Origin of the sequence: Mesorhizobium sp. 131-3-5 (genome assembly GCF_016756575.1) — a bacterium.
In the GTDB taxonomy this organism is placed as follows: Bacteria; Pseudomonadota; Alphaproteobacteria; order Rhizobiales; family Rhizobiaceae; genus Mesorhizobium; species Mesorhizobium jarvisii.
Genome location: NZ_AP023254.1, coordinates 4,492,654 through 4,519,173 on the forward strand (window position 1 = coordinate 4,492,654; position 26,520 = coordinate 4,519,173).

The 26,520-nt window shown below is 61.8% G+C and carries 29 protein-coding genes; 6 read left to right on the top strand and 23 right to left on the bottom strand.

Features of this window, described 5'->3' with window-relative positions:
- Nucleotides 1-3: 3 nt before the first annotated feature.
- From JG747_RS21825 to JG747_RS37575, 17 genes are all read right to left on the bottom strand, one after another.
- Nucleotides 4-459, bottom strand: coding sequence for a type II toxin-antitoxin system RatA family toxin (locus tag JG747_RS21825; RefSeq protein ID WP_019858030.1), 456 nt, complete (start codon nucleotides 457-459; stop codon nucleotides 4-6).
- 10 nt (nucleotides 460-469) lie between these two features.
- Nucleotides 470-1,435 carry a lipoyl synthase gene (lipA, locus tag JG747_RS21830; RefSeq protein ID WP_019858029.1) on the bottom strand — a complete coding sequence of 322 codons (966 nt, stop codon included), beginning with the start codon at nucleotides 1,433-1,435 and terminating at the stop codon, nucleotides 470-472.
- A gap of 137 nt (nucleotides 1,436-1,572) precedes the next feature.
- Nucleotides 1,573-1,830: a GlsB/YeaQ/YmgE family stress response membrane protein gene (locus tag JG747_RS21835; protein ID WP_019858028.1), complete on the bottom strand. Its 258-nt coding sequence runs from the start codon at nucleotides 1,828-1,830 to the stop codon at nucleotides 1,573-1,575.
- Nucleotides 1,831-1,929: 99 nt separating this feature from the next.
- Complete coding sequence (gene lpdA / locus JG747_RS21840) at nucleotides 1,930-3,375, bottom strand: dihydrolipoyl dehydrogenase (protein ID WP_019858027.1); 1,446 nt, start codon at nucleotides 3,373-3,375, stop codon at nucleotides 1,930-1,932.
- A gap of 16 nt (nucleotides 3,376-3,391) precedes the next feature.
- Entirely contained in the window at nucleotides 3,392-4,027 is a 636-nt protein-coding gene (locus JG747_RS21845; protein WP_038646708.1) for an SGNH/GDSL hydrolase family protein, read from the bottom strand.
- A complete protein-coding gene (locus JG747_RS21850) occupies nucleotides 4,024-4,440 on the bottom strand; it encodes a hypothetical protein (protein WP_038646706.1) in 417 nt (138 codons plus the stop codon). The genes JG747_RS21845 and JG747_RS21850 overlap by 4 nt, the downstream gene beginning before the upstream one ends.
- Before the next feature lie 20 nt (nucleotides 4,441-4,460).
- Nucleotides 4,461-5,837 carry a pyruvate dehydrogenase complex dihydrolipoamide acetyltransferase gene (locus JG747_RS21855; RefSeq protein WP_202360029.1) on the bottom strand — a complete coding sequence of 459 codons (1,377 nt, stop codon included), beginning with the start codon at nucleotides 5,835-5,837 and terminating at the stop codon, nucleotides 4,461-4,463.
- Between the two features lie 18 nt (nucleotides 5,838-5,855).
- Nucleotides 5,856-7,241 carry a pyruvate dehydrogenase complex E1 component subunit beta gene (locus JG747_RS21860; protein ID WP_019858023.1) on the bottom strand — a complete coding sequence of 462 codons (1,386 nt, stop codon included), beginning with the start codon at nucleotides 7,239-7,241 and terminating at the stop codon, nucleotides 5,856-5,858.
- 15 nt (nucleotides 7,242-7,256) lie between these two features.
- Entirely contained in the window at nucleotides 7,257-8,294 is a 1,038-nt protein-coding gene (gene pdhA, locus JG747_RS21865) for a pyruvate dehydrogenase (acetyl-transferring) E1 component subunit alpha (RefSeq protein ID WP_019858022.1), read from the bottom strand.
- Nucleotides 8,295-8,487: 193 nt separating this feature from the next.
- A complete protein-coding gene (locus tag JG747_RS21870; RefSeq protein ID WP_019858020.1) occupies nucleotides 8,488-8,811 on the bottom strand; it encodes an FtsB family cell division protein in 324 nt (107 codons plus the stop codon).
- Between the two features lie 157 nt (nucleotides 8,812-8,968).
- A complete protein-coding gene (eno, locus tag JG747_RS21875; RefSeq protein ID WP_019858019.1) occupies nucleotides 8,969-10,243 on the bottom strand; it encodes a phosphopyruvate hydratase in 1,275 nt (424 codons plus the stop codon).
- Nucleotides 10,244-10,627: 384 nt separating this feature from the next.
- Nucleotides 10,628-10,993 carry a PRC-barrel domain-containing protein gene (locus tag JG747_RS21880; RefSeq protein ID WP_019858017.1) on the bottom strand — a complete coding sequence of 122 codons (366 nt, stop codon included), beginning with the start codon at nucleotides 10,991-10,993 and terminating at the stop codon, nucleotides 10,628-10,630.
- Nucleotides 10,994-11,076: 83 nt separating this feature from the next.
- Nucleotides 11,077-11,280 (bottom strand): dodecin family protein, encoded by a 204-nt coding sequence (locus JG747_RS21885; RefSeq protein ID WP_019858016.1) that lies wholly within the window; start codon nucleotides 11,278-11,280, stop codon nucleotides 11,077-11,079.
- 86 nt (nucleotides 11,281-11,366) lie between these two features.
- The gene (kdsA, locus tag JG747_RS21890; protein ID WP_019858015.1) at nucleotides 11,367-12,227 is read right to left on the bottom strand and encodes a 3-deoxy-8-phosphooctulonate synthase; all 861 of its coding nucleotides are present in this window, start codon (nucleotides 12,225-12,227) and stop codon (nucleotides 11,367-11,369) included.
- Complete coding sequence (locus JG747_RS21895; RefSeq protein ID WP_019858014.1) at nucleotides 12,224-13,111, bottom strand: VOC family protein; 888 nt, start codon at nucleotides 13,109-13,111, stop codon at nucleotides 12,224-12,226. Before JG747_RS21895 ends, kdsA begins: the two co-directional genes overlap by 4 nt.
- A 91-nt stretch (nucleotides 13,112-13,202) precedes the next feature.
- Complete coding sequence (locus tag JG747_RS21900) at nucleotides 13,203-13,493, bottom strand: Dabb family protein (RefSeq protein WP_019858013.1); 291 nt, start codon at nucleotides 13,491-13,493, stop codon at nucleotides 13,203-13,205.
- A gap of 169 nt (nucleotides 13,494-13,662) precedes the next feature.
- Nucleotides 13,663-13,797, bottom strand: coding sequence for a hypothetical protein (locus tag JG747_RS37575; protein WP_257784390.1), 135 nt, complete (start codon nucleotides 13,795-13,797; stop codon nucleotides 13,663-13,665).
- Between the two features lie 272 nt (nucleotides 13,798-14,069).
- On the opposite strand from JG747_RS37575, the gene JG747_RS21905 reads away from it, so the two are divergent.
- From JG747_RS21905 to JG747_RS21915, 3 genes are all read left to right on the top strand, one after another.
- Nucleotides 14,070-15,326: an SAM-dependent methyltransferase gene (locus JG747_RS21905; protein ID WP_202360030.1), complete on the top strand. Its 1,257-nt coding sequence runs from the start codon at nucleotides 14,070-14,072 to the stop codon at nucleotides 15,324-15,326.
- A gap of 111 nt (nucleotides 15,327-15,437) precedes the next feature.
- Nucleotides 15,438-16,421, top strand: a complete 984-nt coding sequence (locus JG747_RS21910) for a glycerophosphodiester phosphodiesterase family protein (protein WP_069092122.1) — start codon at nucleotides 15,438-15,440, stop codon at nucleotides 16,419-16,421.
- A 153-nt stretch (nucleotides 16,422-16,574) separates the two neighbouring features.
- The gene (locus JG747_RS21915; RefSeq protein ID WP_155249093.1) at nucleotides 16,575-16,886 is read left to right on the top strand and encodes a hypothetical protein; all 312 of its coding nucleotides are present in this window, start codon (nucleotides 16,575-16,577) and stop codon (nucleotides 16,884-16,886) included.
- Nucleotides 16,887-16,902: 16 nt separating this feature from the next.
- On the opposite strand, the gene JG747_RS21920 is transcribed toward JG747_RS21915, so the two are convergent.
- Together JG747_RS21920 and JG747_RS21925 are read right to left on the bottom strand one after the other, a co-directional pair.
- Nucleotides 16,903-18,882 (bottom strand): bifunctional 2',3'-cyclic-nucleotide 2'-phosphodiesterase/3'-nucleotidase, encoded by a 1,980-nt coding sequence (locus tag JG747_RS21920; RefSeq protein ID WP_202360031.1) that lies wholly within the window; start codon nucleotides 18,880-18,882, stop codon nucleotides 16,903-16,905.
- 150 nt (nucleotides 18,883-19,032) lie between these two features.
- Nucleotides 19,033-20,298, bottom strand: coding sequence for an NAD(P)/FAD-dependent oxidoreductase (locus tag JG747_RS21925; RefSeq protein WP_027046821.1), 1,266 nt, complete (start codon nucleotides 20,296-20,298; stop codon nucleotides 19,033-19,035).
- Between the two features lie 162 nt (nucleotides 20,299-20,460).
- Between JG747_RS21925 and JG747_RS21930 the strand changes: the two genes are divergently transcribed.
- A complete protein-coding gene (locus tag JG747_RS21930) occupies nucleotides 20,461-21,111 on the top strand; it encodes a 5-formyltetrahydrofolate cyclo-ligase (RefSeq protein ID WP_027046820.1) in 651 nt (216 codons plus the stop codon).
- Nucleotides 21,112-21,143: 32 nt separating this feature from the next.
- On the opposite strand, the gene JG747_RS21935 is transcribed toward JG747_RS21930, so the two are convergent.
- Entirely contained in the window at nucleotides 21,144-21,617 is a 474-nt protein-coding gene (locus JG747_RS21935) for an Lrp/AsnC family transcriptional regulator (protein WP_010909317.1), read from the bottom strand.
- 157 nt (nucleotides 21,618-21,774) lie between these two features.
- On the opposite strand from JG747_RS21935, the gene ald reads away from it, so the two are divergent.
- Both ald and JG747_RS21945 read left to right on the top strand, forming a co-directional pair.
- The gene (ald, locus tag JG747_RS21940) at nucleotides 21,775-22,890 is read left to right on the top strand and encodes an alanine dehydrogenase (protein ID WP_019858003.1); all 1,116 of its coding nucleotides are present in this window, start codon (nucleotides 21,775-21,777) and stop codon (nucleotides 22,888-22,890) included.
- 211 nt (nucleotides 22,891-23,101) lie between these two features.
- Nucleotides 23,102-24,397, top strand: coding sequence for an outer membrane protein (locus JG747_RS21945; protein WP_202362337.1), 1,296 nt, complete (start codon nucleotides 23,102-23,104; stop codon nucleotides 24,395-24,397).
- 232 nt (nucleotides 24,398-24,629) lie between these two features.
- Here the strand turns inward: JG747_RS21945 and JG747_RS21950 are convergent, their stop codons facing one another.
- From JG747_RS21950 to JG747_RS21960, 3 genes are all read right to left on the bottom strand, one after another.
- Complete coding sequence (locus JG747_RS21950) at nucleotides 24,630-25,097, bottom strand: DUF1203 domain-containing protein (protein WP_202362338.1); 468 nt, start codon at nucleotides 25,095-25,097, stop codon at nucleotides 24,630-24,632.
- Between the two features lie 181 nt (nucleotides 25,098-25,278).
- A complete protein-coding gene (locus JG747_RS21955; RefSeq protein WP_202360032.1) occupies nucleotides 25,279-25,836 on the bottom strand; it encodes an OmpA family protein in 558 nt (185 codons plus the stop codon).
- Between the two features lie 116 nt (nucleotides 25,837-25,952).
- The gene (locus tag JG747_RS21960; RefSeq protein ID WP_027046818.1) at nucleotides 25,953-26,516 is read right to left on the bottom strand and encodes a GNAT family N-acetyltransferase; all 564 of its coding nucleotides are present in this window, start codon (nucleotides 26,514-26,516) and stop codon (nucleotides 25,953-25,955) included.
- Nucleotides 26,517-26,520 lie beyond the last annotated feature (4 nt).

Here is a 26,520-nt window from a genome sequence, read left to right on the forward strand (position 1 = left end):
GCGTCATGCCGGCGCAACCCCATAGATGACGTCGGCACGCTTTTCGAAAGCCTCGGCGAACATGCGGAAGGCGCGGTCGAACATCGTGCCCATCAGCGCGCCCAGAATGCGGCTCTTGAATTCATAGTCGATGAAGAAGCGGACGGCGCAGCCGGCGCCATCGGGCTCGAAACGCCAGACATTGCTCAGATATTTGAACGGGCCATCGATATATTTCACGTCGATGGCGTTCTCGTCGGGCTTCAAAAGCACCTGCGTCGTGAAGGTCTCGCGGATCGCCTTGTAGCCGATGCTCATGTCGGCCAGGAGAACGGTACGTCCGTCACGCTCCTTGCGCGAGCGCACCGTCAGCGCTTCGCAAAGCGGCAGGAATTGCGGATAGGCCTCGACATCGGCTACCAGCGCAAACATCTGTTGCGGCGTATGGGCGACGCGGCGGGTGGCTTCGAATTTCGGCATTCAACCAGCGCTAGACCGACTTCTGAAGCTGTGCTTCCCGCGCCGCGCGCAGCCGGGCGAAATCGTCGCCGGCATGGTGAGATGAGCGCGTCAGCGGGCTCGATGCCACCAGCAGGAAACCCTTGGTCCGGCCGATCGTCTCGAAGGACTGGAACTCTTCGGGCGTGACGAAGCGGATCACCGGATGGTGCTTCTTCGACGGCTGCAGATACTGGCCGATGGTCATGAAGTCGACATTGGCCGTGCGCAGATCGTCCATCAGCTGCAGGATTTCATTTCGCTCCTCGCCCAGGCCGACCATGATGCCGGACTTGGTAAAGATCGACGGGTCGAGTTCCTTGACCCGCTGCAACAGCCGGATCGAGTGGAAATAGCGAGCGCCCGGCCGAACCTTCAGATAGTTCGACGGCACGGTTTCGAGATTGTGGTTGAAGACGTCGGGCTTGGCCGCCACCACGATCTCCAGGGCGCCGTCCTTGCGCAGGAAATCCGGCGTCAGGATTTCGATCGTGGTCAACGGCGTTGCCGCGCGGATCGCGCGGATGACATCGGCAAAGTGCTGCGCACCGCCATCGGCAAGATCGTCGCGGTCGACGGAGGTGATGACGACGTGGCTCAGCCCCATCTGCTTGACGGCATGCGCGACGCGCGCCGGCTCATCGGGATCGAGCGCGGTCGGGATGCCGGTGGCGACATTGCAGAAAGCGCAGGCGCGCGTGCAGATCTCGCCCATGATCATGAAGGTGGCGTGCTTCTTTTCCCAACACTCGCCGATGTTGGGGCAACCAGCCTCTTCGCAGACCGTCACCAGCTTGTGCGATTTCACGATCTCGCGCGTCTCGGCATAGCCCTTGGAGACCGGCGCCTTGACGCGAATCCAGTCGGGCTTGCGCAACACCTCCTGGTCGGGCTTGTGCGCCTTCTCGGGGTGCCGCAGCCGTGGTGCGTTGGCGATCGTGTCGAGGACAGTAACCATCTGAACCCTGGCTTTTCTCGCGACCGCCCGTCGGCGATCGTCACTTTATCGTCATCTAGGACTTTTCAGCACAAAGAAAAAGGCTGCAGCGGCGCATGCCGCTACAACCGTTTTCGCATAGCCGGGAACGGTACCGACTAGCGGCGCACCAGGCGACCGACCCAGATCAGCAGGCAGGCACCGATGAAGCCGGTGATCAGATAGGCGGTCCAGCCGACGCCGAACGGGCCGAAATTGAGGGCCTGCAGGATGGCGTTCAACACGACCGCGCCAACGATACCCATGATAATGTTCATGAAAATGCCGGTGTTGCTCTTCATGACCATTTCGGCAAACCAGCCTGCCAGGCCGCCGATGATGATGGCTGCGATCCAGCCCACGCCGTTCAAGTGCATATGCCTTCTCCTTGCGCGCGTAAAAATGCATGCGGAAACGAACTGCCTTGCCGCCGAGTTCCGGCGGCTTTCGCGGCTGAGTCTCCTGCTGCGAATCTATCATGCGTTCAAGGCGCGGCCATAGGCGTCGAGCACGCTCTCCTTCATCATCTCCGACAGCGTCGGATGTGGGAAGATGGTGTGCATCAGCTCTTCCTCGGTCGTCTCCAAGTTCATCGCCACGACAAAGCCCTGGATCAGTTCGGTCACCTCGGCGCCGACCATGTGGGCGCCGAGCAGCTGACCGGTCTTCTTGTCGAAGATGGTCTTGATGAAGCCCTGGTCCTCGCCAAGCGCGATCGCCTTGCCGTTGGCGGCGAACTGGAAGCGGCCGACGCGGATATCCTTGCCTTCGGCCTTGGCCTTGGCTTCCGTCAGGCCGACGGAGGCGACCTGCGGATTGCAGTAGGTGCAGCCAGGAATCTTGAGCTTGTCGATGGCATGCACGCCGGGGAAATTGGCGATCTTCTCGACGCACACGACGCCCTCATGCTCGGCCTTGTGGGCAAGCATGGGCGGGCCGGCGACATCGCCGATGGCGTAGATGCCCGGCACATTGGTCTTGCCGTAACCGTCGACGACGACGCAGCCGCGATCCGTCTTCACGCCGAGCGCCTCAAGGCCGAGATTCTCGATATTGCCCTGGACACCAACGGCCGAGATCATGCGGTCGGCGGTAATCTTATCGACCTTGCCGTCCTTCATCTCGATATGCGCGGTGACCGAGTTGGCGCCCTTCTCGACCTTGGTCACCTTGGCTTCGAGAATGATCTTCATGCCTTGCTTCTCGAACTGTTTTTGCGCGAATTTCGAGACCTCGGCGTCCTCGACCGGCATCACCGCCGGCAACAGTTCGACCACCGTCACCTCGGCGCCCATAGTGCGATAGAACGAAGCGAATTCGATGCCGATGGCGCCCGAGCCCATCACCAGCAGCGATTTCGGCATCTCCTTCGGCACCATGGCCTCGAAATAGGTCCAGATGAGCTTGCCGTCCGGCTCGATGCCGGGCAGCGCGCGCGGGCGGGCGCCGGTCGCCAGGATGATGTGCTTGGCTGTGTAGGTGCCCTCGCCCTTGACGCCCTTCGGCACAGGCGGCTGTGGTTCCATCGGCTTCTTGGCCGTCTTGGAGACGATGACCTCACCCGGCTTCGACAGCTTGGCTTCGCCCCAGATCACGTCGACCTTGTTCTTCTTCATCAGGAAGGCAACGCCGCCATTGAGCCGCAGCGAGACTTTGCGCGAGCGGTCGACGACGGCCGACGTGTCGACGCTGACCTTGCCGTCGAGCTTCAGGCCATAGTCCTTCAGATGATCGGAATAGTGCATGATCTCGGCCGAACGCAGCAGTGCCTTGGTCGGTATGCAGCCCCAGTTGAGGCAGATGCCGCCGAGATGTTCGCGCTCGACGATGGCCGTCTTGAAGCCGAGCTGGGCGGAACGTACCGCCGTGACATAGCCGCCGGGGCCGGAGCCGATGATGATGACGTCGTAGTTCTCAGCCACGGATTTTCTCCTTCAGTCACAATTCCAGCATGACGCGCACGACCGATGTCAGCGCCTTGCCGATGTTTCGCGTGTTTTCGGCATCGAGATGGACGCCGTCGAGCGGTGTGGTTTGCGCCACCGTGCCGGCGTCGAAGAAGCCGCAGCCGACTTCGTCGGCGAGCGCCGCATATTGTGGGGCGAGCTGCTTCGACGCCTCATCGCCGCCGGCAAACATTTCCCTGAAGTCGGCATTTTCGGTGCGGCTTACAACGGGCGGCGAGACAAGGAGTATCTGTGGCGCCGGCCAGTCGAACGGATAGTCATGACCACGCACGATGTCGATCAACCGTTGGATGCCTTGCTTGGCCGCGACCGGATTGCCGTGAATCCAAGGCTTCATGTCGTTGGCACCGAGCATGATGACGATCAGATCGATCGGTGCATGCGTCGTCAGCACCGTCGGCAACAGCCGCGCACCGTTGCGATCGGCACCTGCCAGATGATCGTCGAAGGCCGTGGTGCGGCCATTCAGGCCATCGGCGATGACCTGGACGCCACCGCCTAGACACGCCTGCAGAACGCTTGGCCAGCGGTCCTGCAGAGCATGGCGCCCGCCTTCGGCGTTGTAACCCCAGGTCAGCGAGTCGCCGTAGCAAAGCACCGTCTTCATGCGTTCACCTGTGCATTCATCAATCCGCGTCCCACCCGCCAGCGTACGAACAGCCAGTGAACCAGCACCGTGGACAGGTTTGGCAAGACCAGGCCGGCGACGATTGGAAGGTCACTTCCCCACTGGCGCTTGTCGACCGGCTGCGAGAACGTCCAGCCGATCAGGCCGAGCCCGACAAGCACGAACAGGACAATGGTGCAAAGGGCCAGCCAGTCGATGATCGCGGGTGCATTCGAAAAGAACTGCGCGACGAAAAACACGATCGTCACGACGATGGTGACAAGCGCGGACGCCATGAACACCAGAATGTATTCTTCCTGCGCGTCGGTTGCGATGGCCAGTCCGAGCGCGACCAAACCGCCGGCAAACCAGGAAATGAAAAAGGCGAAAAGGCTGGTGAAGAATTTCCGCACGAGCCTTTTCCTTTCCTTTCCTAGACCAGCATGCCCATCGGGTTCTCGATCAGCCGCTTGAAGGCGACCAGAAGTTCGGCGCCGAGCGCTCCGTCCACGGCGCGATGGTCGGTCGACAAGGTCACCGACATCACGGTGGCGATTTTGATCTCGCCATTCTTGACCACAGCTCGCTCCTCACCCGCGCCGACCGCCAGGATCGTCGCATGCGGCGGGTTGATGACGGCGGCGAAGTCCTTGATGCCGAACATGCCAAGGTTGGAGACCGCCGTCGTGCCGCCCTGATACTCCTCCGGCTTCAGCTTGCGGCTGCGCGCGCGGCTGGCCAGGTCCTTCATCTCGTTGGAGATGGTCGACAGCGTCTTTTCGTCCGCATGCCGAATGATCGGCGTGATCAGGCCACCGGGGATCGAGACGGCAACGCCGACATCGGCATGCTTGTGCTTGACCATGGCGCTTTCGGTCCACGAGGCATTGGCATCCGGCACCGCCATCAAGGCCATCGCCATCGCCTTGATGACCATGTCGTTGACCGACAGCTTGTAGGCGGGAGCCTCGCCCTTGTCGGTTCTCTTCATCGGGGCGGCGGCATTGATCTGCGTGCGCAGCGCCAGCAATGCGTCGAGTTCGCAGTCGAGCGTCAGATAGAAATGCGGGATGGTGGACTTGGCCTCGACCAGCCGCCGCGCAATCGTCTTGCGCATATTGTCGTGCGGGACCAACTCGTAGGAGCCGGGTTCGAACAGCTTCAGCACCTGGTCGTCCGACATCGCCTTCACCGCCGGAGCAGCGGCCGCAGGCGCGCCGGCAGGAGCCTTGGCGGCGGGAGCTGCCTTGGCGCCGCCGCCAGCAATCGCGGCATCGACATCGGCCTTCACCACGCGGCCATGCGGGCCGGTGCCGGTCACAGCCGACACATCTACACCGGCCTCCTTGGCGATACGGCGCGCGAGCGGCGATGCAAAGGTGCGCTCGCCAGTCGCATGGCCATTGGCGACCGGAGCCGGCTCTGCCTTCGGAGCGGCTGCGGCAGCAGGTTCAGCCTTTGGCGCCTCAGCCTTTGGTGCCTCAGCCTTGGGAGCGTCCGCCTTCGGCGCTTCGGCTTTCGCCGGTGCGGCACCGCCACCACTTTTTGCGGCGGCGCCCGCATCCTCGCCCTCGGCCGCAAGCACGGCGATCAGCGCATTGACCTTGACGCCTTCGGTGCCGGCGGGAACGACGAGCTTGGCCACCGTGCCCTCGTCGACGGCCTCGACCTCCATCGTCGCCTTGTCGGTCTCGATCTCGGCGATGACATCGCCCGGCGAAACCTTATCGCCCTCCTTGACCAGCCACTTCGACAGATTGCCCTCTTCCATCGTGGGCGAGAGCGCCGGCATGGTGATGTTGATTGGCATTTTGTCCTCCCGGCCGGTTCAGCGATACGTGACGGCTTTGACCGCCTCGATGACCTCGCCGACATTCGGCAAAGCCAGCTTTTCGAGGTTGGCCGCATAAGGCATCGGCACATCCTTGCCGGCAATGGTGATGACCGGCGCGTCGAGGAAATCGAAGGCGCGCTGCGACACCTGGTTGGCGATATGGTCGCCGACCGAGCTTTGCGGGAAGCCTTCCTCGACCACGATCAGCCGGTTGGTCTTCTTGACCGAAGCGATGATGGTGTCGAGGTCGAGCGGACGGACGGTTCGCAGATCGATGATCTCGGCATCGATGCCCATGCCGCGCAATTCGGCTTCCGCCTTGACCGCATAGGTCATGCCGATGCCGAAGGAGACGATGGTGACGTCCTTGCCTTGCTTGTGGATGCGGGCCTTGCCGATCGGCAGCACGAAATCATCAAGCTTCGGCACATCGAAGGACTGGCCGTAGAGGATTTCGTTCTCGAGAAAGATAACCGGATTCGGGTCGCGGATCGCGGCCTTGAGCAGGCCCTTGGCGTCCGCAGCGGTATACGGCATCACGACCTTCAGGCCAGGAATGTGACTGTACCACGCGGCGTAGCACTGCGAGTGCTGAGCGGCAACGCGGGCGGCAGCCCCGTTCGGTCCGCGGAACACGATCGGCGCGCCCATCTGGCCGCCGGACATGTAAAGCGTCTTGGCGGCCGAATTGATGATCTGGTCGATCGCCTGCATGGCGAAGTTGAAGGTCATGAACTCGACGATCGGCTTCAGCCCGGCCATCGCCGCACCGACGCCGACGCCGGCAAACCCATGCTCGGTGATCGGCGTGTCGACGACGCGACGCGGCCCGAACTCCTGCAGCAACCCTTGGGTGATCTTGTAGGCGCCCTGATATTCGGCAACCTCCTCGCCCATGACGAAGACATCGCCGTCGCGGCGCATTTCCTCGGCCATGGCATCGCGCAGCGCCTCGCGTACCGTGGTCGAGACCATTTCGGTGCCCGCGGGGATATCCGGGTCTGCGGCAACCTCGGTCTTCGGCGCCGCCGCTACTGGTGCGGAGGCCTCGCCCTTGGCCGCAACTGGCGCCGGTGCAGCCGTTTCAGCCTTGGCGGGCTCTTCGCCGATGCCTTCGCCGGCCTTGTCGGTGTCTTCGCCTTCAACCGCGAGCACGGCAATCACCGCGTTGACCTTGACGCCTTCGGTGCCGGCGGGCACCACGATCTTGGCAAGCGTGCCTTCATCGACGGCTTCGACTTCCATCGTCGCCTTGTCGGTCTCGATCTCGGCGATGACGTCGCCGGCTACGACCTTGTCACCCTCGTTCTTCAACCACTTGGAAAGATTGCCCTCTTCCATGGTCGGCGAGAGAGCGGGCATGAGAATTTCGATCGGCATGTCCTGGCTCTCCCCTTACAATACGATATCGGTCCAGAGCTCGGACGGATCCGGCTCCGCATCGTTCTGGGCAAATTCGGCGGCGTCGGCGACGATGTCGCGAACCTCCTTGTCGATGGTCTTGAGTTCGTCCTCCGTCGCCCACTTCTTCTCGGTCAACCGCGCCTTGACCTGTTCGATCGGGTCATGCTCGGAGCGCATCTTCTGCACTTCTTCCTTCGAGCGGTATTTCGCCGGGTCGGACATCGAGTGGCCGCGATAGCGGTAGGTCTGCATTTCGAGAATGATCGGCCCGTTGCCGGCGCGGCACCATTCGGTCGCCTGATCGCCGGCGGATTTGACCGCACGCACATCCATGCCGTCGACCTGGATGCCGGGAATCTTGAACGAGGCGCCGCGATGCGAAAAATTGGTTTCGGCCGACGAGCGCGACACCGAGGTGCCCATGGCGTAGCGGTTGTTTTCGATGATGTAGATCACCGGCAGCTTCCACAGCGAGGCCATGTTGAAGCTTTCATAGACCTGGCCCTGGTTGGCGGCGCCGTCGCCGAAATAGGTCAGCGAAACGTTGTTGTTGTCGCGGTAGCGGTTGGCGAACGCCAGGCCCGTGCCAAGCGACACCTGCGCGCCGACAATGCCGTGGCCGCCGTAAAAATGCTTTTCCTTGGAGAACATGTGCATGGAGCCGCCTTTGCCCCGTGACAGGCCGCCACGGCGTCCAGTCAGTTCAGCCATGACACCGCGCGGCGAAAGCTCCATGGCCAGCATGTGGCCGTGGTCGCGATAGGCTGTGATCATCTGGTCGCCATCGATCAGCGCCATCTTCATGCCGGTGACGACAGCTTCCTGGCCGATATAGAGATGGCAGAAGCCGCCGATGAAGCCCATGCCGTAAAGCTGGCCGGCCTTTTCCTCGAAGCGGCGGATGAGCAGCATGTGCCGATAGGCGGCAAGCTCTTCTTCCTTGGTGAATTCAGCGGGCTTGGGCGCGGAAAGCCCTGATTTACCTTCGGATTTCGATTTGGCAGGCGCTTTTCTGGCTGCGGTGGCCATGCATCACTCCCTGTTGGCGTCTCTTTGCGGACATTAGGGCAGGATGAACTCCGCCCTGGGAAGATCAGCTCTCCCCACCGATTTATGCAAGGCTAACACGCGTCAGAGCGTTGCGCCATGACGAATTTGCATAGCTGGCATGCGCCTAAGCAATTAAAATCATTGAAAATATTGTCGATTAACTGAAATTCAGTTATTTCGACGAGGCTGGCAACATGATGGTGATTTCATCGGCCTGGGACAGATTGAGCGCCCTGCGCGCCTGCTCGTCAAGCATGTCCTTCTCCAGCGTGCCGTCATGCATGAGCCGAACGCGCCGTTCGAGTTCCATCCGGCGCGCCTTGACCGCATCGAGCTGAGCCTGGAGCGCAACCGTCTGGGCTTCCAACTGATATTTCGAATTGATGCCGAACTCGCCGTGATAGGCATGGAAGCCGAAATAGGCCAGGAACACCACGCAAAGCGAAGGGATGATCAGCCGACCGGTGTTTCTCTGCTTGTGCTGACGCGTCCACATGACCGATTCCCCATGGTCGCAAACTCAAACGACCCGGAACCTTTTTCGCCTGATTGTGCTTAACGGACGGTTACGGAGACCGACCCGCGAGAAGCCAAATGAGAAAGGGCGGGAATGATCCCGCCCTTCGTGCAGTATCCGAGCTCAATGTTTCGGATCAGCCCTTGATCACCGACTTGCCGGCGTAACGCGCCTGCTTGCCAAGCTCTTCCTCGATGCGGATCAGCTGGTTGTATTTGGCCATGCGGTCGGAGCGCGACAGCGAACCGGTCTTGATCTGCCCGCAATTGGTGGCGACGGCGAGATCGGCGATGGTCGAATCCTCGGTTTCGCCCGAGCGGTGCGACATGACAGCGGTGTAGCCGGCCTTGTGCGCGGTCTCGACGGCATCGAGCGTTTCAGTCAGCGAGCCGATCTGGTTGACCTTGACCAGGATCGAATTGGCAACGCCCATGCGGATGCCGTCGCGCAGGCGCGCTGTGTTGGTGACGAAAAGGTCGTCGCCGACCAGCTGCGTCTTCTTGCCGATCAGGTCGGTCAGGTATTTCCAGCCTTCCCAGTCGTCCTCGGCCAAGCCGTCCTCGATCGAGATGATCGGATAGTCGGCGGCGAGCTTGGCGAGGTACTTGGCCTGGGCCTTGGGATCGCGCGTCTTCTTCTCGCCTTCATAGACGTAGTTGCCGTCCTTGAAGAACTCGGTGGCGGCGCAGTCGAGGCCGAGCGCGATTTCCTCGCCCGGCTTGAAGCCGGCCTTCTCGATCGATTCCATGATGAAATCGAGCGCCACAGGCGCGCTCTTCAGGTTCGGGGCAAAGCCGCCTTCGTCGCCGACATTGGTGTTGTGGCCGGCATCCTTCAGCTTCTTGCGCAACGTATGGAAGATTTCCGAGCCCCAGCGCACGCCTTCGCGCAAAGTCGGCGCGCCGACCGGAAGGATCATGAATTCCTGGAAGTCGATCGGGTTGTCGGCATGGGCGCCGCCATTGATGATGTTCATCATCGGTACGGGCAGGATGTGCGCCTTGGTGCCGCCGACATAGCGATAGAGCGGCAGGCCGGAGGCGTCAGCAGCGGCCTTGGCGACCGCCAGCGAAACGCCGAGAATGGCATTGGCGCCGAGCCGGCTCTTGTTGGGCGTGCCGTCAAGCTCGATCATGGTCTGGTCGATATGGATCTGGTTCTCAGCTTCCATGCCGCCGATCGCCTCGAACAGCTCACCATTGACCGCCTCCACGGCCTTGAGCACGCCCTTGCCGAGATATCGGGCGCCGCCGTCGCGAAGCTCGACGGCTTCATGGGCGCCGGTCGAGGCGCCCGACGGCACCGCGGCGCGGCCCATCGAACCGTCTTCGAGTACGACATCGACCTCGACGGTCGGGTTTCCACGGCTGTCCAGGATTTCACGTCCGACAATGTCGATGATGGCGGTCATTGCGATGTCCCCGATTGATCTGACGAAAGGTCGCGCCCGTCTTAGCCAAAGCGACGCAAAAGGCAATCCGGCCATGGCCGAATAGTGCCGCCTCCCCGATTCACGAAGCGCAAATTTCTGTCATCATAAGTCATGCGCCCGGACATGCATTTCGGGTTATGGCTGTTGTCGCGCGGGGCGAAACATGAGGAGTTTCGCCATGTCAGAGTTGAGCGGTATCGTGAGTTTGTTCCTGATCGCGGCGGCGTTCCTGACGTCGTGCGATACACAGCAATCGCCACCGAAGGCTTTCGAGCCCTTGCCGGCTTTGCACCTCAGCAAATAGCGTTGCCTTTGAATAAAAAGGGCCTCGTCGAAACGAGGCCCTTTTTTATTGCGGTTGCCTCAATGCCAGTAGGGCGTGACCTTGTAGTACTCATAGGATGCATCGCGCGCCGCCTCGCCGTCCGCGCCGGCCAGTTCGTTGATCGAATAGGCGGGTGCGGCCTTCAGCTGCTCCTTGGAGAAGGGCACGACATAGCCGCCCTTGTCCTCATCATAGTCGAGACTGGCCCAGGGAACGGCGTGGTACTTCTCGCCGATGCCGAGAAAGCCGCCAAAGCCGATCACCGCGAACATGATGCCGTTCGACGTTTTGTCGAGCATGATGTCCTCGATGCTGCCGATGCTCTTGCCTTCGTTGTTGTAGACGGACGTGCCGATGACGCGCGAAGCGGCAATCGCTTCGGTGTGGCCTGTCTGGGTTGTCATGGTCTGCTCCTCATTGTCGTTGAACTCTGCTTTGACAATGAGGGGCGCGGGTGAAAGTTCCCGAGTTTTTCGGCGGCGACCAATCACTCCGCGAGGATGAAAGTCACCTTCATGTTGACGCGATAGGCAGCGATCTTGCCGTCCTCGACGACGATCTTCTGATCCTGGATCCAGGCGCCTTCCACGTTCTTGAGGGTTTTCGCCGCGCGGGCGATTCCCTTCTCGATGGCGTCCTGAAAGCTCTTCTTCGACGACGAGGTGATTTCGGTGACGCGGGCGACGGACATTGGCTTCCTCCTGCCAAAACGCTCATTTGCCGGCCAAGCGTACAACCGGTCCCTCGCAACCACAAGCACAGGCAGGAAGCGCCGGCTCAGCGGCCCTTCGCGATCCGGTCGAAAGCCATCAGCCTTTCCAGGAGCGCCGGCATATCCTTCAGCGGCAGCATGTTGGGCCCATCGGAAGACGTCGAATTGTCGGGATCCTGGTGGGTCTCGATGAAGACACCGGCGACGCCAACGGCGACGGCCGCACGAGCCAGCGTCTCGACAAAGCGGCGCTCGCCACCAGACGAGCCGCCCTGCCCGCCCGGCTGCTGGACCGAATGCGTGGCGTCGAAGATCACCGGCGCGCCGATCTCGGCCATGACAGGCAGAGCGCGCATATCAGACACCAGCGTGTTGTAGCCGAAGGACGCGCCGCGCTCGGTGGTCAGAACGTTGGCGTTGCCCGAACCGGTGATCTTCGCGACCACGTTCTTCATGTCCCAGGGCGCGAGGAACTGCCCCTTCTTCACGTTGATGACCTTGCCGGTTTTCGCGGCGGCGACCAGCATGTCGGTCTGGCGCGACAGGAAGGCCGGGATCTGCAGCACATCGACATGCGGCGCGACGATCGCGCACTGTTCCTCGGTGTGGACATCGGTCAGCACGGGAAGCGAAAATTCCTTGCGCAATTCGTCGAAGACCGGAAGTGCGGCATCCATGCCAGCGCCGCGCGTTGCCGACAGCGAGGTGCGGTTGGCCTTGTCGTAGCTGGTCTTGTAGACGAGGCCGATGCCGAGCTTGGCCGTCAGCTCCTTCAGCGCACCGGCCATGTCGAAGGCATGCTGGCGCGATTCGAACTGGCACGGGCCGGCGATCAGCGCCAAGGCCGCCTTGTTGTCGAAGACGACATTACCGACCGTTACCGACGAATTGGGCGCCATCGAATTGGGCACTTGGGGCTTGTTCATTGTATCTCCCGGAAGATGAAAGCCGCGCCCTGTCCGGATGCCGGCCGCACGACAATATCAGCGCCTGCTATATCGTGCTGTATAGCATTGGCTGCAAGCAGGCTCGACGCGGCATCGATGCTGCGGACCGCAAAGACGATCGCGGCGAAGCGGAGCTTTGTGGATGAACCCGCCGGGATGCCAAAGCGAGCGGTGAAAGATTTGGGGTCAAGCACGCTCAAGGTTGCATTCGGCAGGAGAAACGCGCCGTCCTTAGCGTCGGCAGGATCGTTCACCGCCACGGAAACCAGCCTGCTCTGTTCGGTAGGCTGGTCACTGACCGCCACCACCTCGAGGATTCCGCTGGCTCTGTTGGCATGAGCCTGCAAGGCCGCACGGTCCACCTTTGGCGCATTGATCCGCTGGCAGGCGAACAGGAACGCGTCGGGTGCTCCACGGGTCGCGGCAAAGGCGAGCTTGAACGATGCGGTATCGCTCTTGCCCGACGTATCAGTGAAAGCGCGCGAAAAGCTCAGTGTGTCTCCCGCCGACAGACCGGCGTCGACAAAGCGTGCATGGTCGGTATCGGCATTGTCGGTCCCCAGGACCACAGCCGAAAACCCCTCATCGCCGCGGCTGTCGCGATAGAGGCGGTCGCGCGCGACGAAGACGTTGCCGGCGGCCGTTGCGTCGATCGCTGCCTGTTCATTGCCGATCGCGAGCGGCTCCAGATAGGTGCCGTCAGCGAGGAAAACGCAGCAGTTTTCCGTTCCAAAGGGATGGATACCGGTCGGCGCGACGACGAAGCCCAGCGCAGCGAGCCGGGCTCGCGCCACCTCGAGGCTCCCGGTCGGCAGAACGAGATGGTCAAGCGGATGCGTGCCGGTGGTTGGTCTGTCGGTCATCAGGCGCGGTGTGCATCATTCCAAAGAGCGGTAAGGCCATTTCCCCTCGGCGGCCGCCGGGACTTGTCGATATCCAGAACCGCGCCCGGGATCAGCTGCCGGCCACGACATCGGCGGAATAGCGCAGTTCGCGCAAAGGTTTGACCTTGGCTGTGGTCTGCGCATAGAGCGGATGCGCCTTGTAGGCGGCCAGCGCCGCGTCATCGGGAAATTCGGCGTAGACGACGACATCAACTTCGTCCGACAGCGGGTCGACCTTGGTGTTCAAAGTGACCTCGAAGAGACTGGAATGAGGAATGTTGCCGAGTTCCAGCAGCCCGCTGCGCACTGCCTCCACATCCTCCTTGCGCCGTGCGCTGAAGAAAACGATATGCCGGATCAATCCCGCCTCCTCGATCTGAATGCCGGGGTCTTTTGTGACGGCGGTTTCCTCGCGTCAACCGTTCATGGCGCCACGCGTCTTTGCGACGCGCCTCAACGGTGCGGGACCTGATCAAGCAGCAACGGGCACGTCGCACGACGCGCCAGGCTGCTCTCTTCGGGCGGGATATTCAGGCCTTGCCGGTGACGTAACGCACGACGTGGTTGAGCTCCCTGACCGAAATGTCGAGATACCGGCCTTGATTGTAGAGACCGTCCCAGATCAGGAAGAACGCGATTGCCGCAATGACGATTACATAACGCATGGCTAAAGCTATCGCACATGCGCTGCGGCGGCCATAGACGTTTTTGATTGTGGACAGCAGCATTACGCAAGGCCCAGATGCCACGTGGCACAGCCCAGCCAGTGGCCTGCCTCTTGAAGTTCCCCCTCATCACGTGGAAGATTGTGGCAGGCATTCACTGGGAAGCACTGGGAGCTCCCGGGACCAGGCAAGACGTTCGAACCTGGCGAATGATCCAAGAGAACCGTGACCCGGCAATTTGCGCCGGCACCACGGAAATCCAGGGGCATGAAATGGCAGACGGGGACCATCATAGCGTAGCGCCGGGCGAAGCGGTCAGGCTCGACGAGTTCAATTTCGCCGAGATCGTCAAGGGCCTGCCGGCCAAGGCGCGCATGGTGCTGTCGGCGGCGATGAACCTGCCGCGCGGTTCGCTCAAGGTCAGGATGCCAGATGGCCGAGCCGTTCTGGTTGGCGGCAAGGGACCCGGCCCGGACGCCGAGCTGGTGCTCAAGAACTGGCGCCTGCCAGGCCGCGCCTTTTCCGGCGGCACGATCGGCGTTGCCGAATCCTACATGGACGGCGATTGGGAAAGCCCTGACGTCACCAGTTTCCTGGAATTGTTCGTGGTCAATTCGGCGATCGGCGAACGCGTCGCCGGCGGCGCCAGCTGGCTCATCAACACCGTCCAGCGCATCCGCCACTGGTTCAACGAGAACACACGCACCGGTTCGAAGCGCAACATCTCCGCGCATTACGATCTCGGTAACGCCTTCTACAAGGAATGGCTCGACCCGAGCATGACCTATTCCTCGGCGCTCTACACGCATGGCGCCAACGACCTGGAGAGCGCGCAGGCCGCCAAATATCGGGCGCTGGCCAGGGACACGGGTATCGGCCGAAAGGATCATGTGCTGGAGATCGGCTGCGGCTGGGGCGGTTTTGCCGAATTCGCGGCGCGCGAAATCGGCTGCCACGTGACCGGGCTGACGATCAGCCGCGAACAGCACGATTTCGCCAAGGCACGCATCGCCAAGGCGGGACTTGCCGACAAGGTCGACATCAAGCTGCAGGATTACCGCGACGAAACGGGAACTTACGACCGCATCGCCTCGATCGAGATGTTCGAAGCGGTCGGCGAGAAATACTGGCCTGTGTTCTTCTCGAAGATGAAGTCCTGCCTGAGGCCCGGCGGCACTGCGGGCCTGCAGATCATCACCATCAACGAGGCCGCCTACGACACCTATCGCGCCAGGCCGGATTTCATCCAGCGGTATGTGTTCCCGGGCGGCATGCTGCCGACACCGTCGATCCTGAAGTCGCTCGGCAAGGATCATGGCCTTGCGCATCTGCGTGAGCGCGTGTTTCCCGATGACTATGCGCGCACGCTCGCCGAATGGCGCAACCGTTTCTGGGGATCCTGGGAGAAGATCGTGCCGCTCGGCTTCGACGATCGCTTCAAGAAGCTCTGGGAGTTCTACCTGCACTATTGCGAAGCCGGTTTCCGCGCCAGCTACATCGATGTGCGGCAAGTGGTCTACAAGGCCTAGGTCGCCACGAACTGCCGATGTCGGGCCTGATCTCGACATCGCCCTGTGATCGCCGTCAAAAAGTCCGATCCTCAAGCAGGATGTCGCCCGGGACAGGCGAATCGAAAAATCATGCGCAAACGGACAATCTTCTTCACGTGCGTCACCGTCGCCTTGGGAGGTATCTGGCTCAACAACAGCTCATTGCTGTCGAGCCGTCCTGCCGGCTTTCCGGCAGTACTTGCCCATCGCGGTCTTGCCCAGGATTTCGACCGCACGGATCTTGGGTCCGACACATGCACGGCCAGTCGCATGCTGCCGCCGCGCCATGCCCACCTCGAGAACACGATCGCCTCGATGGAAGCTGCCTTCGCGCTTGGCGCGGACGCGCTCGAACTCGATGTCCACCCGACGACGGACGGCAAGTTCGCTGTCTTCCACGACTGGACGCTGGATTGCCGGACCGAAGGCAAGGGCGAGACCCGCGGCCATTCCATGACCGAGTTGAAGACGCTCGACATCGGCTACGGCTACACGGCCGATGGCGGCAAGACCTACCCGTTTCGCGGCAAGGGGATCGGTATGATGCCGTCGCTAGACGAGGTCCTGTCGCACTTCCCGGCTCGCCGCTTCAACATCAACGTCAAGAGCAACGATCCCCATGAAGGCGAGGCGCTGGCTGACTGGCTCGCCAAGCTGACGCCCGCGGAGCGCGGCTACCTTTCGGTCTATGGCGGCGACAAGCCGATTGCCGCGGTCAAGGCGGCGCTGCCGGACATGCATACGCTGAGCCGGGCGTCGCTCACGCAATGCATCGCACGATACGCCGCGCTGGGGTGGAGCGGATATGTTCCGGATGCCTGCCGCCAGGGCATATTGCTGATCCCCATCAACGTCGCCAAATGGATGTGGGGTTGGCCCGACCGTTTTCTCGACCGCATGCAGGACGTCGACACGCGCGTCTACCTACTCGGCCCCTATTCGGGCGGCGGTTTTTCGCAAGGGCTGGACGATCCCCAACTCATCAACCAATTGCCGGATGGCTATTCCGGCGGCATTTCCACGGATGCGCTGGATCGCGTCATGCCTGTGATCAAGCAGCGTTTTGCATCCTAGGCCAGCCGGCCCGCTGTTGTGCCCCTTCACCCCCTTCGATCGCAACCTCTTGATGCGAACGTGATGAAACCGGGATCACGCGGCTATCGTTTCGACGCATCCGACGCCCGCGCCCAACCCAACGCCGAGCGCCTCTGATTATAGGAGGCTTCCTTGAAGCGAACTGTCACCGCCATTGCCATCCTGCTTGCCGCCCTGTCCGCTGCCGAAGCACGGCGCGTAGTTCCACCAACAGTCATGAATGATCCGCTGGGCCGCAGCCTCAGCCCAGCCTTGACGCCTGGTGCGAGCGATCTCATCGACAACACGCCAACCTCGACCATCCGCGAGGTGCACACTCCGGCCGGTATGTCGCCCCTGACCGTGCCCAGCGACCCGACTGGCACGTCCCTCGAGCCAACGCAGCCAATCAGCCCGCAAGCCCCCGCGACGGCCTTGCCGCTGGCGCCGGCGCCTGCAAACTGACGCCGTGCGATGCGGATCAGAGAAGGATGCGATATCTAGCGAACCCCGCTTCGCCCTCGCCCGCCGGTTCAATCTTCAGCGACTTCATATCGGCAATGAAATCCTTTGCCCGGACGCCTGTCTCGAACACGACGCTGGTTCCCGGCAGCGGTGCGAACGACCAGTTGCCGTCGGCCGACGGGTTGATCGTGCCCTGGCTCACAATGTAGCGAACGATGACGTCGCGGTTGGTGTCCGGCGCCTCATAGATGATCTTCGAGGCATTGATATCGGGGAAATTGCCGCCGCCGCCGGCTCGGTAGTTGTTGGTCGCGACGACGAATTTCTGATTGGGATCAATTGGTTTTCCGTCGAACATCAAGTCGACGATGCGGTTGGCGCCGGCGTTCGCCACTCCGCCTTTGGCATCATATTTCGGCGGCTGCGACAGATCGATCTTGTAGGAGACGCCATCGATGACGTCGAAATTGTAGGACGGGAAATCGGTGTTTATGAGCGCCTGGTCGGCCTTCCCCACCTCGATCTTGTTGAAGATGCCGGCCGACATCTCCAGCCATTCCTTCACCTGCGCCCCCGTGATCTCAACGGCCCGCACGGTGTTCGGATAGAGATAGAGGTCGGCGACGTTCTTGATGGCGATGTCGCCGGCCGGCACGTCGGTGTAGTAGTCGGCGCCGTTGCGCCCACCGGCCTTGAAGGGAGCAGCGGCCGACAGCAGCGGCACGTCCTTCCACTGCGTGTTTTTGAGAATATCCTTCAAGTACCAGGTCTGCGCCTGGCTGACGACCTGCACCGACGGATCGTCGGCGACCAGCGCGAAATAGGAATAGAGCGGCGCGGAGGTCTTGCCGACCGGACGGCGCACATAGGCCAGGGTCGCCTGATGGTCCTGTTCGAGGGCGGCGATGATGCGCTTGTCGTCAGGAACAGTCGGCTTGTTCTTGTTGTCGACGCGCTCGAAGATCGGCCGCGCCTCGGAGGTCGCGGAGACGACCTTCCATTTCGATCCGTCACGCTCCAGCATCAGGTCGATCAGCCCCATATGCGAGCCCCAGAAACCGCCCATAACGGCGGGCTTGCCCTGCAGCGTGCCTCTGTGCGTGTCGACGCCTTCGAGCGACTGGAAGTCCTTCTTGCCGGGGAACACCAGATGCTGGTGGCCGGTGAAGACGGCATCGATGCCATCGACACCGGCAACGAAGAACGAGGCGTTCTCCATCATGTCGCCCTTCTTCACGTCGATGCCGGAATGCGAGAGCGCGATGACGATGTCGGCACCCTCCTCCTTCATCTGCGGCACCCAGGCCTTGGCCGCCTCGACGATGTCTCGCGTCTTGACGTTGCCTTCGAGATTCTTGAGGTCCCAGACCATGATCTGCGGCGGCACGAAGCCGATAATGCCGATCCGGATTGGCTGCTCGGCGCCCGAGCCGTCCTTGATCTTCTTGTCGAGGATCACATAGGGCTTGAGATAGAGCTTGTCGTCACGCGGGTTGGCGGCAAGCTCCGTGCCGCGGACCAGATTGGCGCAGACGAAGGGGAAATTGGCGCCGGCCAGCACCTTGTCCAGGAAAGACAAGCCATAGTTGAATTCGTGGTTGCCGAGTGTCGAGCACTCGTAGCCCAGCAGGTTCATGCCTTTCATGATCGGATGCAGATCGCCGTCCTTCAGGCCTTTTTCGTAGGCGATGTAGTCGCCCATCGGATTGCCCTGCAGCAGGTCGCCATTGTCGATCAGCATCGAATTGACGGCTTCCTTGCGCACCGCGTCGATCAGCGACGCCGTGCGCGACAGGCCCATCGTGTCGTTGGCTTTGTCGGCGTAGTAATCATAAGGCAGCACGTTCACATGGATGTCAGTGGTTTCCATGATCCGAAGATGCGCCTGGTTGGCCTGCGCCCGGGCGGAGAAGGGATGAAGCACGATCAGCGCCCCTGTGGCTGCGGCGCCGGCGAGGAAACCGCGGCGGGAGACGGGATGGAGCAGTTGCGACATGTTCTCTCCTCATTGACAACGTGACACGCCCTGCCCCGCAGCGAACTTCGCGCCGAATTCGGCTCAAGTCCACTCAACAAGTCACGCGCATCCGCACATCAATCCATCAGCGAGAGATGACGGGCGGATGAATGGGACAGTGGAGAAAAGTCAGGCCTTGTCGTCATCGCCCTGGGTGATCAGCCGGGCGCTGCGCTGGCCCGTGACATAGATCCATAGCCAGCTCAGGGAAACCGCAAGCCGGTTGCGGAAACCGATCAGGAAATAGATGTGCGCGATGCCCCACAGCCACCAGGCGAGCCAGCCCGTGAGCTTGATCCAGCCGAAATCGATCGCGGCTGCGCGTTTGCCGATCGTCGCCAGATCGCCGGCATGTTTGTAGTGGAATGGCCGCACGGTGTTGTCACCGCCGAGCCTGGCCTTGATCGTCGCGGCGACGTGGCGACCCTCCTGCTTGGCGGAAGGCGCCACGCCAGGTACCGGCCGTCCATCGGGCCGCAGCACAAGGGCGGCGTCGCCGATGACGAAAATCTCCCGGCTGCCGGGCACGCTGAGGTCAGGCTCGACGAGCACCCTGCCCGCGCGGTCCGCCTTCGCTCCCAGCCATTCGGCGGCGGGCGAGGCGGCAACGCCAGCTGCCCACAGGATCGTTCGGGCTGCCAGCTGCTTGTCGCCAAACACGACACCTTCGGCGTCGCAGCGCGTGACGGCCCGGCCGAGCTCGACCGTCACGCCGAGCCGCTCGAGCGCCTTGCTGGCGTATTCGGAGAGTTTTGGCGCAAAATTGGCCAGGATGCGGTCACCGGCCTCGATCAGCACCACGCGCGTTTGCCGCGTGTCGATGTTGCGGAACTCGCCGCGCAGCGTGTCGTGCGCCAGCTCGACGATGGTGCCGGCCAGTTCGACGCCAGTGGGCCCGCCGCCGACGATCGCAATGGTCAGCAGCGCCTGGCGTCTGGCGGGATCGGTTTCCCGCTCGGCCTGCTCGAAGGCCAGGAGAATGCGCCGCCGAATGGTGGTGGCGTCCTCCAGTGTCTTCAGGCCAGGCGCGAAAGGCTCCCATTCGTCGTGGCCAAAATAGGCGTGACGGGCGCCGGTGGCGAGCACCAGCGTGTCATAGGCGACGGCGCTGCCGTCATCGAGCAACACGCGTTTGCCGGTACGGTCGACGCCGGCGACGTTGGCCAGAAGCGTCGTCACGTCCTTGCGTTTGCGCAGAAGATGGCGAATCGGCCAGGCAACCTCGGAGGTCGCCAGCGCGGTCGTCGCCACCTGATAAAGCAGCGGCTGGAAAAGATGGTGGTTGCGCTTGTCGATCATGGTGATGCGCACGGGCTGGCCAGCCAGCGCGTGGGTGAGTTCGAGGCCGCCGAACCCGGCGCCGACGACGACAACATGGTGGCTGGCCTGGTTCATCTCATTCACCCTGATGGCAAGATACCTGTCCCGGATGTAGGTATTTTTGTGCAATGCAACAACAGAAGGATAGTGCCCAGGACTCGCCGTCCCATGTCGTGAATGCACAAGTTGTATCGTGTCGCGAGGTATAGCGTCACCGAACACGCTATGAGGTGACGCATGGCCAACGATCATGACGACCAAGGTCCGGGACAGTATGCCTCGCCTCCCTGCTTCATGCACGAGTTCGATCCGGAATTCCGGGCGCCGCTGTCCGACTGGACCGATGTGCGGCGCTGGCGCAAGGCCGAACGCGAGCGACTGATCGCGGCCCGCCTTGCTGTTTCGGCCGACGCGCGAGCAGCAATGTCTCGGCGCATCGCCAAAGGGCTCGACACGATCATCGGCGAGATCCGCGGCCGCATGGTCAGCCTTTACTGGCCGTTTCGCGGCGAACCGGATCTGCGATCATGGATGGCGTCCGTCAACGAGCGCGGCGGCCGCACAGCGTTGCCCATCGTCGTCGAGAAAGGACACCCCCTGATCTTCCGTGCCTACAAACCGGGCGACCGATTGGAAAAGGGCGTCTGGAACATTCCGATCCCGGCCGAGGGCGATCCGGTGCTGCCGGACATCGTCATCGCGCCGATCGTCGGCATTGATCCGGCAAATTATCGCCTGGGTTATGGCGGCGGCTTCTTCGACCGCACACTGGCCGCCATGCCCGTCAAGCCGCTGGTCATCGGCGTCGGCTACGAACTGCAGCGCATCGCCACCATCTATCCGCAGCCGCATGACATTCCGATGGATCGGATCGTCACTGAAGCCTGAAGCCCGTCTAGAGCAAGGTCAGGCCGGCAAGCTCAAGCCATCTCAGGCTTCATGCCCATGGCGGTGCGGTCGACGATTTCGCGCAAGGCGAAGGACGAGTTGATCTTGGTCACGTGCGGCATGGCCGACAGCCATTCCTTGTGGATGCGCTCATAGTCGACCAGATCTTTCGCCGCGATGCGCAGGATGTAGTCGTACTCGCCCGACATCAGGTGGCAGGACAAGACATTGGGGCAGCGCTTGATGGCTGCTTCGAAATCCGACAGCGTCTTCTCGAACTGGCCCGACAGCGATATATGCACGATCGCCGTCATCTGATGACCGAGCGCGGCATTGGACAGCCGGGCGTGGTAGCCGCGAATGGTTCCGGATTTTTCCAAATTATCGAGCCGGCGCGAACAGGCCGACTGCGACAGGCCAACCTTCTCGGCGAGCGCCGCATTGGGTATCCTGCCGTCCTTCTGCAAAGTCTCAAGAATGGCGATATCGATCCTGTCGAGCGGCATTTTTCGTGAATCCTGCGAATATCCTGCTAATTCACGCAAGGATTATCGAAACCGACCTGCCCGCGCAAGCGCATTCGCAAACACTTGCGAGCCGATTCATGGTTCACTCCAACAATACAGGGAGTGAGCCCAAAAGGGCCCGGATCAGGAGAAGAAAATGCGCGTCGGCTGCCCCAAGGAAATCAAGAACCACGAATATCGTGTCGGCCTCACGCCAGGCTCGGTCCGCGAATATGTGGCGCACGGCCACGAAGTGCTGGTCGAGGCCGGCGCCGGCGCCGGCATCGGTGCCGATGACAACGCCTATCGCGCCGCCGGCGCCACCATCGCCAAGACCGCCGCCGACGTATTCGCCAAGTCGGACATGATCGTCAAGGTCAAGGAGCCGCAGCCCAATGAGTGGGTTCAGCTGCGCGAAGGCCAGATCCTCTACACCTACCTGCATCTGGCTCCGGATCCGGAGCAGACCAAGGGCCTGCTCGCTTCGGGCGTCACGGCGATCGCCTACGAAACCGTGACCGACGATCGTGGCGGCCTGCCGCTGCTCGCGCCGATGTCGGAAGTCGCGGGCCGCCTGTCGATCCAGGCCGGCGCCACGGCGCTGCAGAAGGCCAATGGCGGCCGCGGCGTGCTGCTCGGCGGCGTGCCCGGCGTGCTGCCCGGCAAGGTCACCGTGCTCGGCGGCGGCGTCGTCGGTCTGCACGCGGCCCGCATGGCCGCCGGCCTTGGCGCCGATGTCACTATCATCGACCGCTCGATCCCGCGCCTGCGCCAGCTCGACGACCTCTTCGCCGGCCGTGTGCACACCCGCTACTCCACCGTCGAGGCGCTTGAGGAAGAATGCTTCTCGGCCGACATCGTCGTCGGTGCCGTGCTGATTCCCGGTGCCGCGGCGCCGAAGCTCGTCACCCGCGAAATGCTATCGGGCATGAAGAAGGGCTCGGTGCTGGTCGACGTCGCCATCGACCAGGGCGGCTGCTTCGAGACCTCGCATGCGACGACCCACGCCGAGCCGACCTACGAGGTCGATGGCGTCATCCACTATTGCGTCGCCAACATGCCAGGTGCGGTGCCGGTGACCTCGGCCCACGCCCTCAACAATGCGACGCTGCACTACGGCCTGCAGCTCGCCGACAAGGGCCTGAAGGCGCTGGTCGACGACCATCACCTGCGCAACGGCCTCAATGTCCACAAGGGCAAGATCACCAACCGGGCGGTCGCCGAAGCGCTCGGCTACGAGTTGGTCGAGCCGAAGGCTGTTCTGGCCGCCTGATACACCCAGAAAAAGTCAACTTGCTATTGTTGCCCGCCGGTCCACGCCGGCGGGCTTTATATTGGCCGATCCAGGGCAGCGGCCTGGTTACTGGGCAGAACAGTACCAACGGCAGGTTTTGGTTTGCCTAAAACTGTTGCATATTTGTCATTCCTGGTCTGACCGACTCCCTGCTAGAGACGCGGTGGGTTTATTGATTAGGGGTTGGGCTATGTTTCTTCGCGTTTCTGCGAAATCTGTCCTTTTGGGTGCCGTTTCTGCAGTGGCTTTGATGTCGGTCGCGCATGCGGCTGATGTGGTGCAGCCGGTCGAGGCGTCCGGTTTCAACTGGAGCGGTGCTTATGTCGGCATCGGTGGCGGATTTGGCGCCAGTGTGCACAAGTTCAGCGTGGCGCCGATTGTCGACTTCAACGGAATCGGCGGCAATGGCGTCTTCGGCGAACTGACCGCTGGCTACGACTATATGGTCAATGAACGTTTCCTGCTCGGCGGCTTTATCGATGCCAATATCGGCAATATCGGCCCGTCGATCAGCATTCCGGACGCCGATATCGACCTGACCAATGCCTACGGCTTCGACGTTGGCCTTCGCGCTGGCTACGTCCTCAATCCAAGCACGCTCGGCTATGTGCTAGGCGGCTATAGCTGGCAGCATTTCAAGCTGGACGGGTCTGGAGATGCCGATGGGCTCGAATTCACCGAGAATCGTGGTGGCTATGTTCTAGGCGTGGGCATGGAAACCGCGCTGCGCGGTAACTGGACGTTGAAGACCGAGTATCGCTACGCGAACTATGGTGACAAGTCGGTTATTGATTTTGGCGGAGGTGCTCTGAACGTCGAGCCGTCCACCCACACCTTCCATATCGCCGCCAACTATCGCTTCGGCGCTCAGAGCGGTGGCGGCGCCTCATTTGCGGCCCCGACCTACAACTGGACCGGCTTCTATGTTGGTGGTGCGCTTGGCGCCGGCACGGCGGTTCACGACCTTGGCGTCGACCTTGGCGGCGGCGGCGCTCTTGATCTCAATGGCATTGGCAGCGAAGGCGTGCTCGGCGAAGCCAGCATTGGTTATGACTACGATTTCGGCAGCTGGGTTGCCGGTGTACAGCTCGATGGCAGCTATTCTGGAATTCGCTCCAAACTCGACATCCCTGGCGGCTCGATCAAGCTCGACAACGATTATGGCTTCGATGCTTTGGCCCGCGTTGGCGCCAAGGTCAACGAATCGACCCTTGCCTATGTCATCGGCGGCTACAGCTACCAGCATTTCGATCTGCACGCTTCGGACCCGGTCGGCGATATCATCGATTGGAGCAAGAGCGGCTTCACGGTGGGTGGCGGCCTCGAAACAGCTGTCTCCAACAATGTGACGGTCGGCCTCGAATATCGCTATTCGCAATTCGCCGAGAAGGACTTCTCGTCGGAATTTGGCGCACCGGATGGTACACTCACCGACAAAGCTTCGTTCCAGACCGTGCGCATCGGCGCGAAGTACAAGTTCAACTAAAAGCCCTCCAGGCTAAAGTTGCGGCCCGCCGGCCTAGCCGGCGGGCTCTTTTTTGCGTCGAAGGCTTTTGCGCAGAACCCAAGGCAACAAAAAAGCGGAGCCAAAGCCCCGCTTCCTCGATATCGAGATCGCCGCCGGTTCATCCGCGGTCGGCCAATCTATCGACACTCGCGTTCTATCCGACCTATGCGACGGGAGTACGACAGGCTTCCTGGGCGCAATCCTTTGCGTTTCAGGCTCGCTCAATCCGGCACTGGTAGCAGTTGTTACGCGCCGAACGGACATGCACGTAGGCGATGTCATCGCGCTCGAACAAGGTCTCGGCCCGTGCCGCAATTGCGTCGGTAGGAATGACCCCGCCACTGCCGTAGACGATTCGATCATCCCTGCCATAGCCGCGCACGATGTAGTCCGGGCTTTCGAGGACCTCGGGAAGCAATTCGGTCTCGGCCGCACGCTCGCACTCTACCGCATGCAGAAAGATCGGCCCGGTTTCGGCATAGGGCTGAAGCTCCGGAAAGGGGCGGTAGGCAAGAATGAGATAGGCATCGCCGGCGGCGATGTTCTTCAGGCAATGGCGGCAAGGCATGCCGTCGCCGTCGGAAATCCTCAGCTCTGGCGTCTGGCCGTAAGCATCGGGACCGCCGCGTTGCAGCGTCCTGACTTGTTCGCTGGGTAGCGCTTTGAACTGAATGGCCATGGTGAAAACCTCCGGTTTGCTGACCGGAAAAATATGTGGTCGGGCCAATGCTTCCCACCCGATTCTTGCCAAGGCATAGAGGGACCGATCCGATGTCGGTCCCTCCCATAGATCAAAAGCATCATCGATAGCGCCAGCCAATTAAAATACGCCAGCTCATTAAAGTTGACCGAACCCTGGTTCACCGAATGAAATCGTCGAAGCGTCGCAATGTCACCCTGCGATTCCGCCAGTTTTCGTTCTGCGTCGGCACGAGCAGGAACTCCTCGCCGTAGCCAACGGTTTCCAGGGCATAGCCGGGCACGCCGAATTCGCGCACCAGCGTGCGTTTCAACGAAGCGGCCCGTTGTTCGGACAGGATCTGGTTCGACTGGAAGGAACCGACGGCATCGGTATGCCCTTCGATCAGCACGCGGGCGCCGGGATCGCGGCGCAGGATGCGCTGCAGCGCGTCGGCGATATTCTCGATCTTGTCGTATTGCGAACTGGAAATAGCGGCCGAGCCAAAAGCGAAATTGATCGACTGGATGTCGATCGAGCGCGCCATGCGGCGCAAATCCGGCCGGCGCTTGAATTCGCGGATGGTGACACGCTCGTTCGGCCGCAACTTCACCCGGGGCGTCGCCTCGAGCTTGCGCTCGATCGTCGCGGCCGAAGGCGTCGTCGCCTGGGCGGCGGCAACGCTCGGCATGGCGATCGCTGCGATCAGCGCGACGACAAGTGTACGGCGTGTCAGCATGTCTATCCTCCTTCGGCCTCAGCCGCATTGATGATGCGGGCAAGATGCCAAAGGCAGGCTGAAGCGCCGATGAACGGCCGGTTCAGGTTCCGGCCGATGTCGGATTCCAGCTGAAATCAGGGCCGCATGACGCTGGCCGAGCGCTCGGCGAAAGGCAGCGGATGCACGACCTCCTTCTTCTGCGCGACCGGCTTGAAGCCGAGCTTCTGGTAGAGCGGCAGAGCTGCCGGATGGTCCAGCGTGCAGGTCTGCACCGTCACCCGTTTTGGCCCATACGACCAGGCGGCTGAAATCGCCGAACCCAGGAACCAGCGGCCAATGCCTTGCCCGGTGGCATGTTCCATCATGCCGAAATAGGCGAGTTCGACTTCATCAGGCAGATGCGGCTTGAGGTCAAAGAAGCCGGCTGGCGCGCCGTCGAGGTAGAGCACCCTGATGTCACGGTCCTCGCGGTGGATGCCGGCCGAAAGCTCCTCATCGTCCAGCCTGAGAACATTCACCCAATGCCATTTGCGCCCGACCCGGTCCATCAAATAGCGATAGAAATGCAAGGGGATGTCCTTGGTCTTCAACAGCGCGACCTGGCGGTTGTAGGGCACTGGCGGGGAGACCGCAGGAGGGGCATGCATTTCGAGAAAAGTCACCGTGACTTCAATGTCCTGCAGCACACCGTTTTCCATCGCG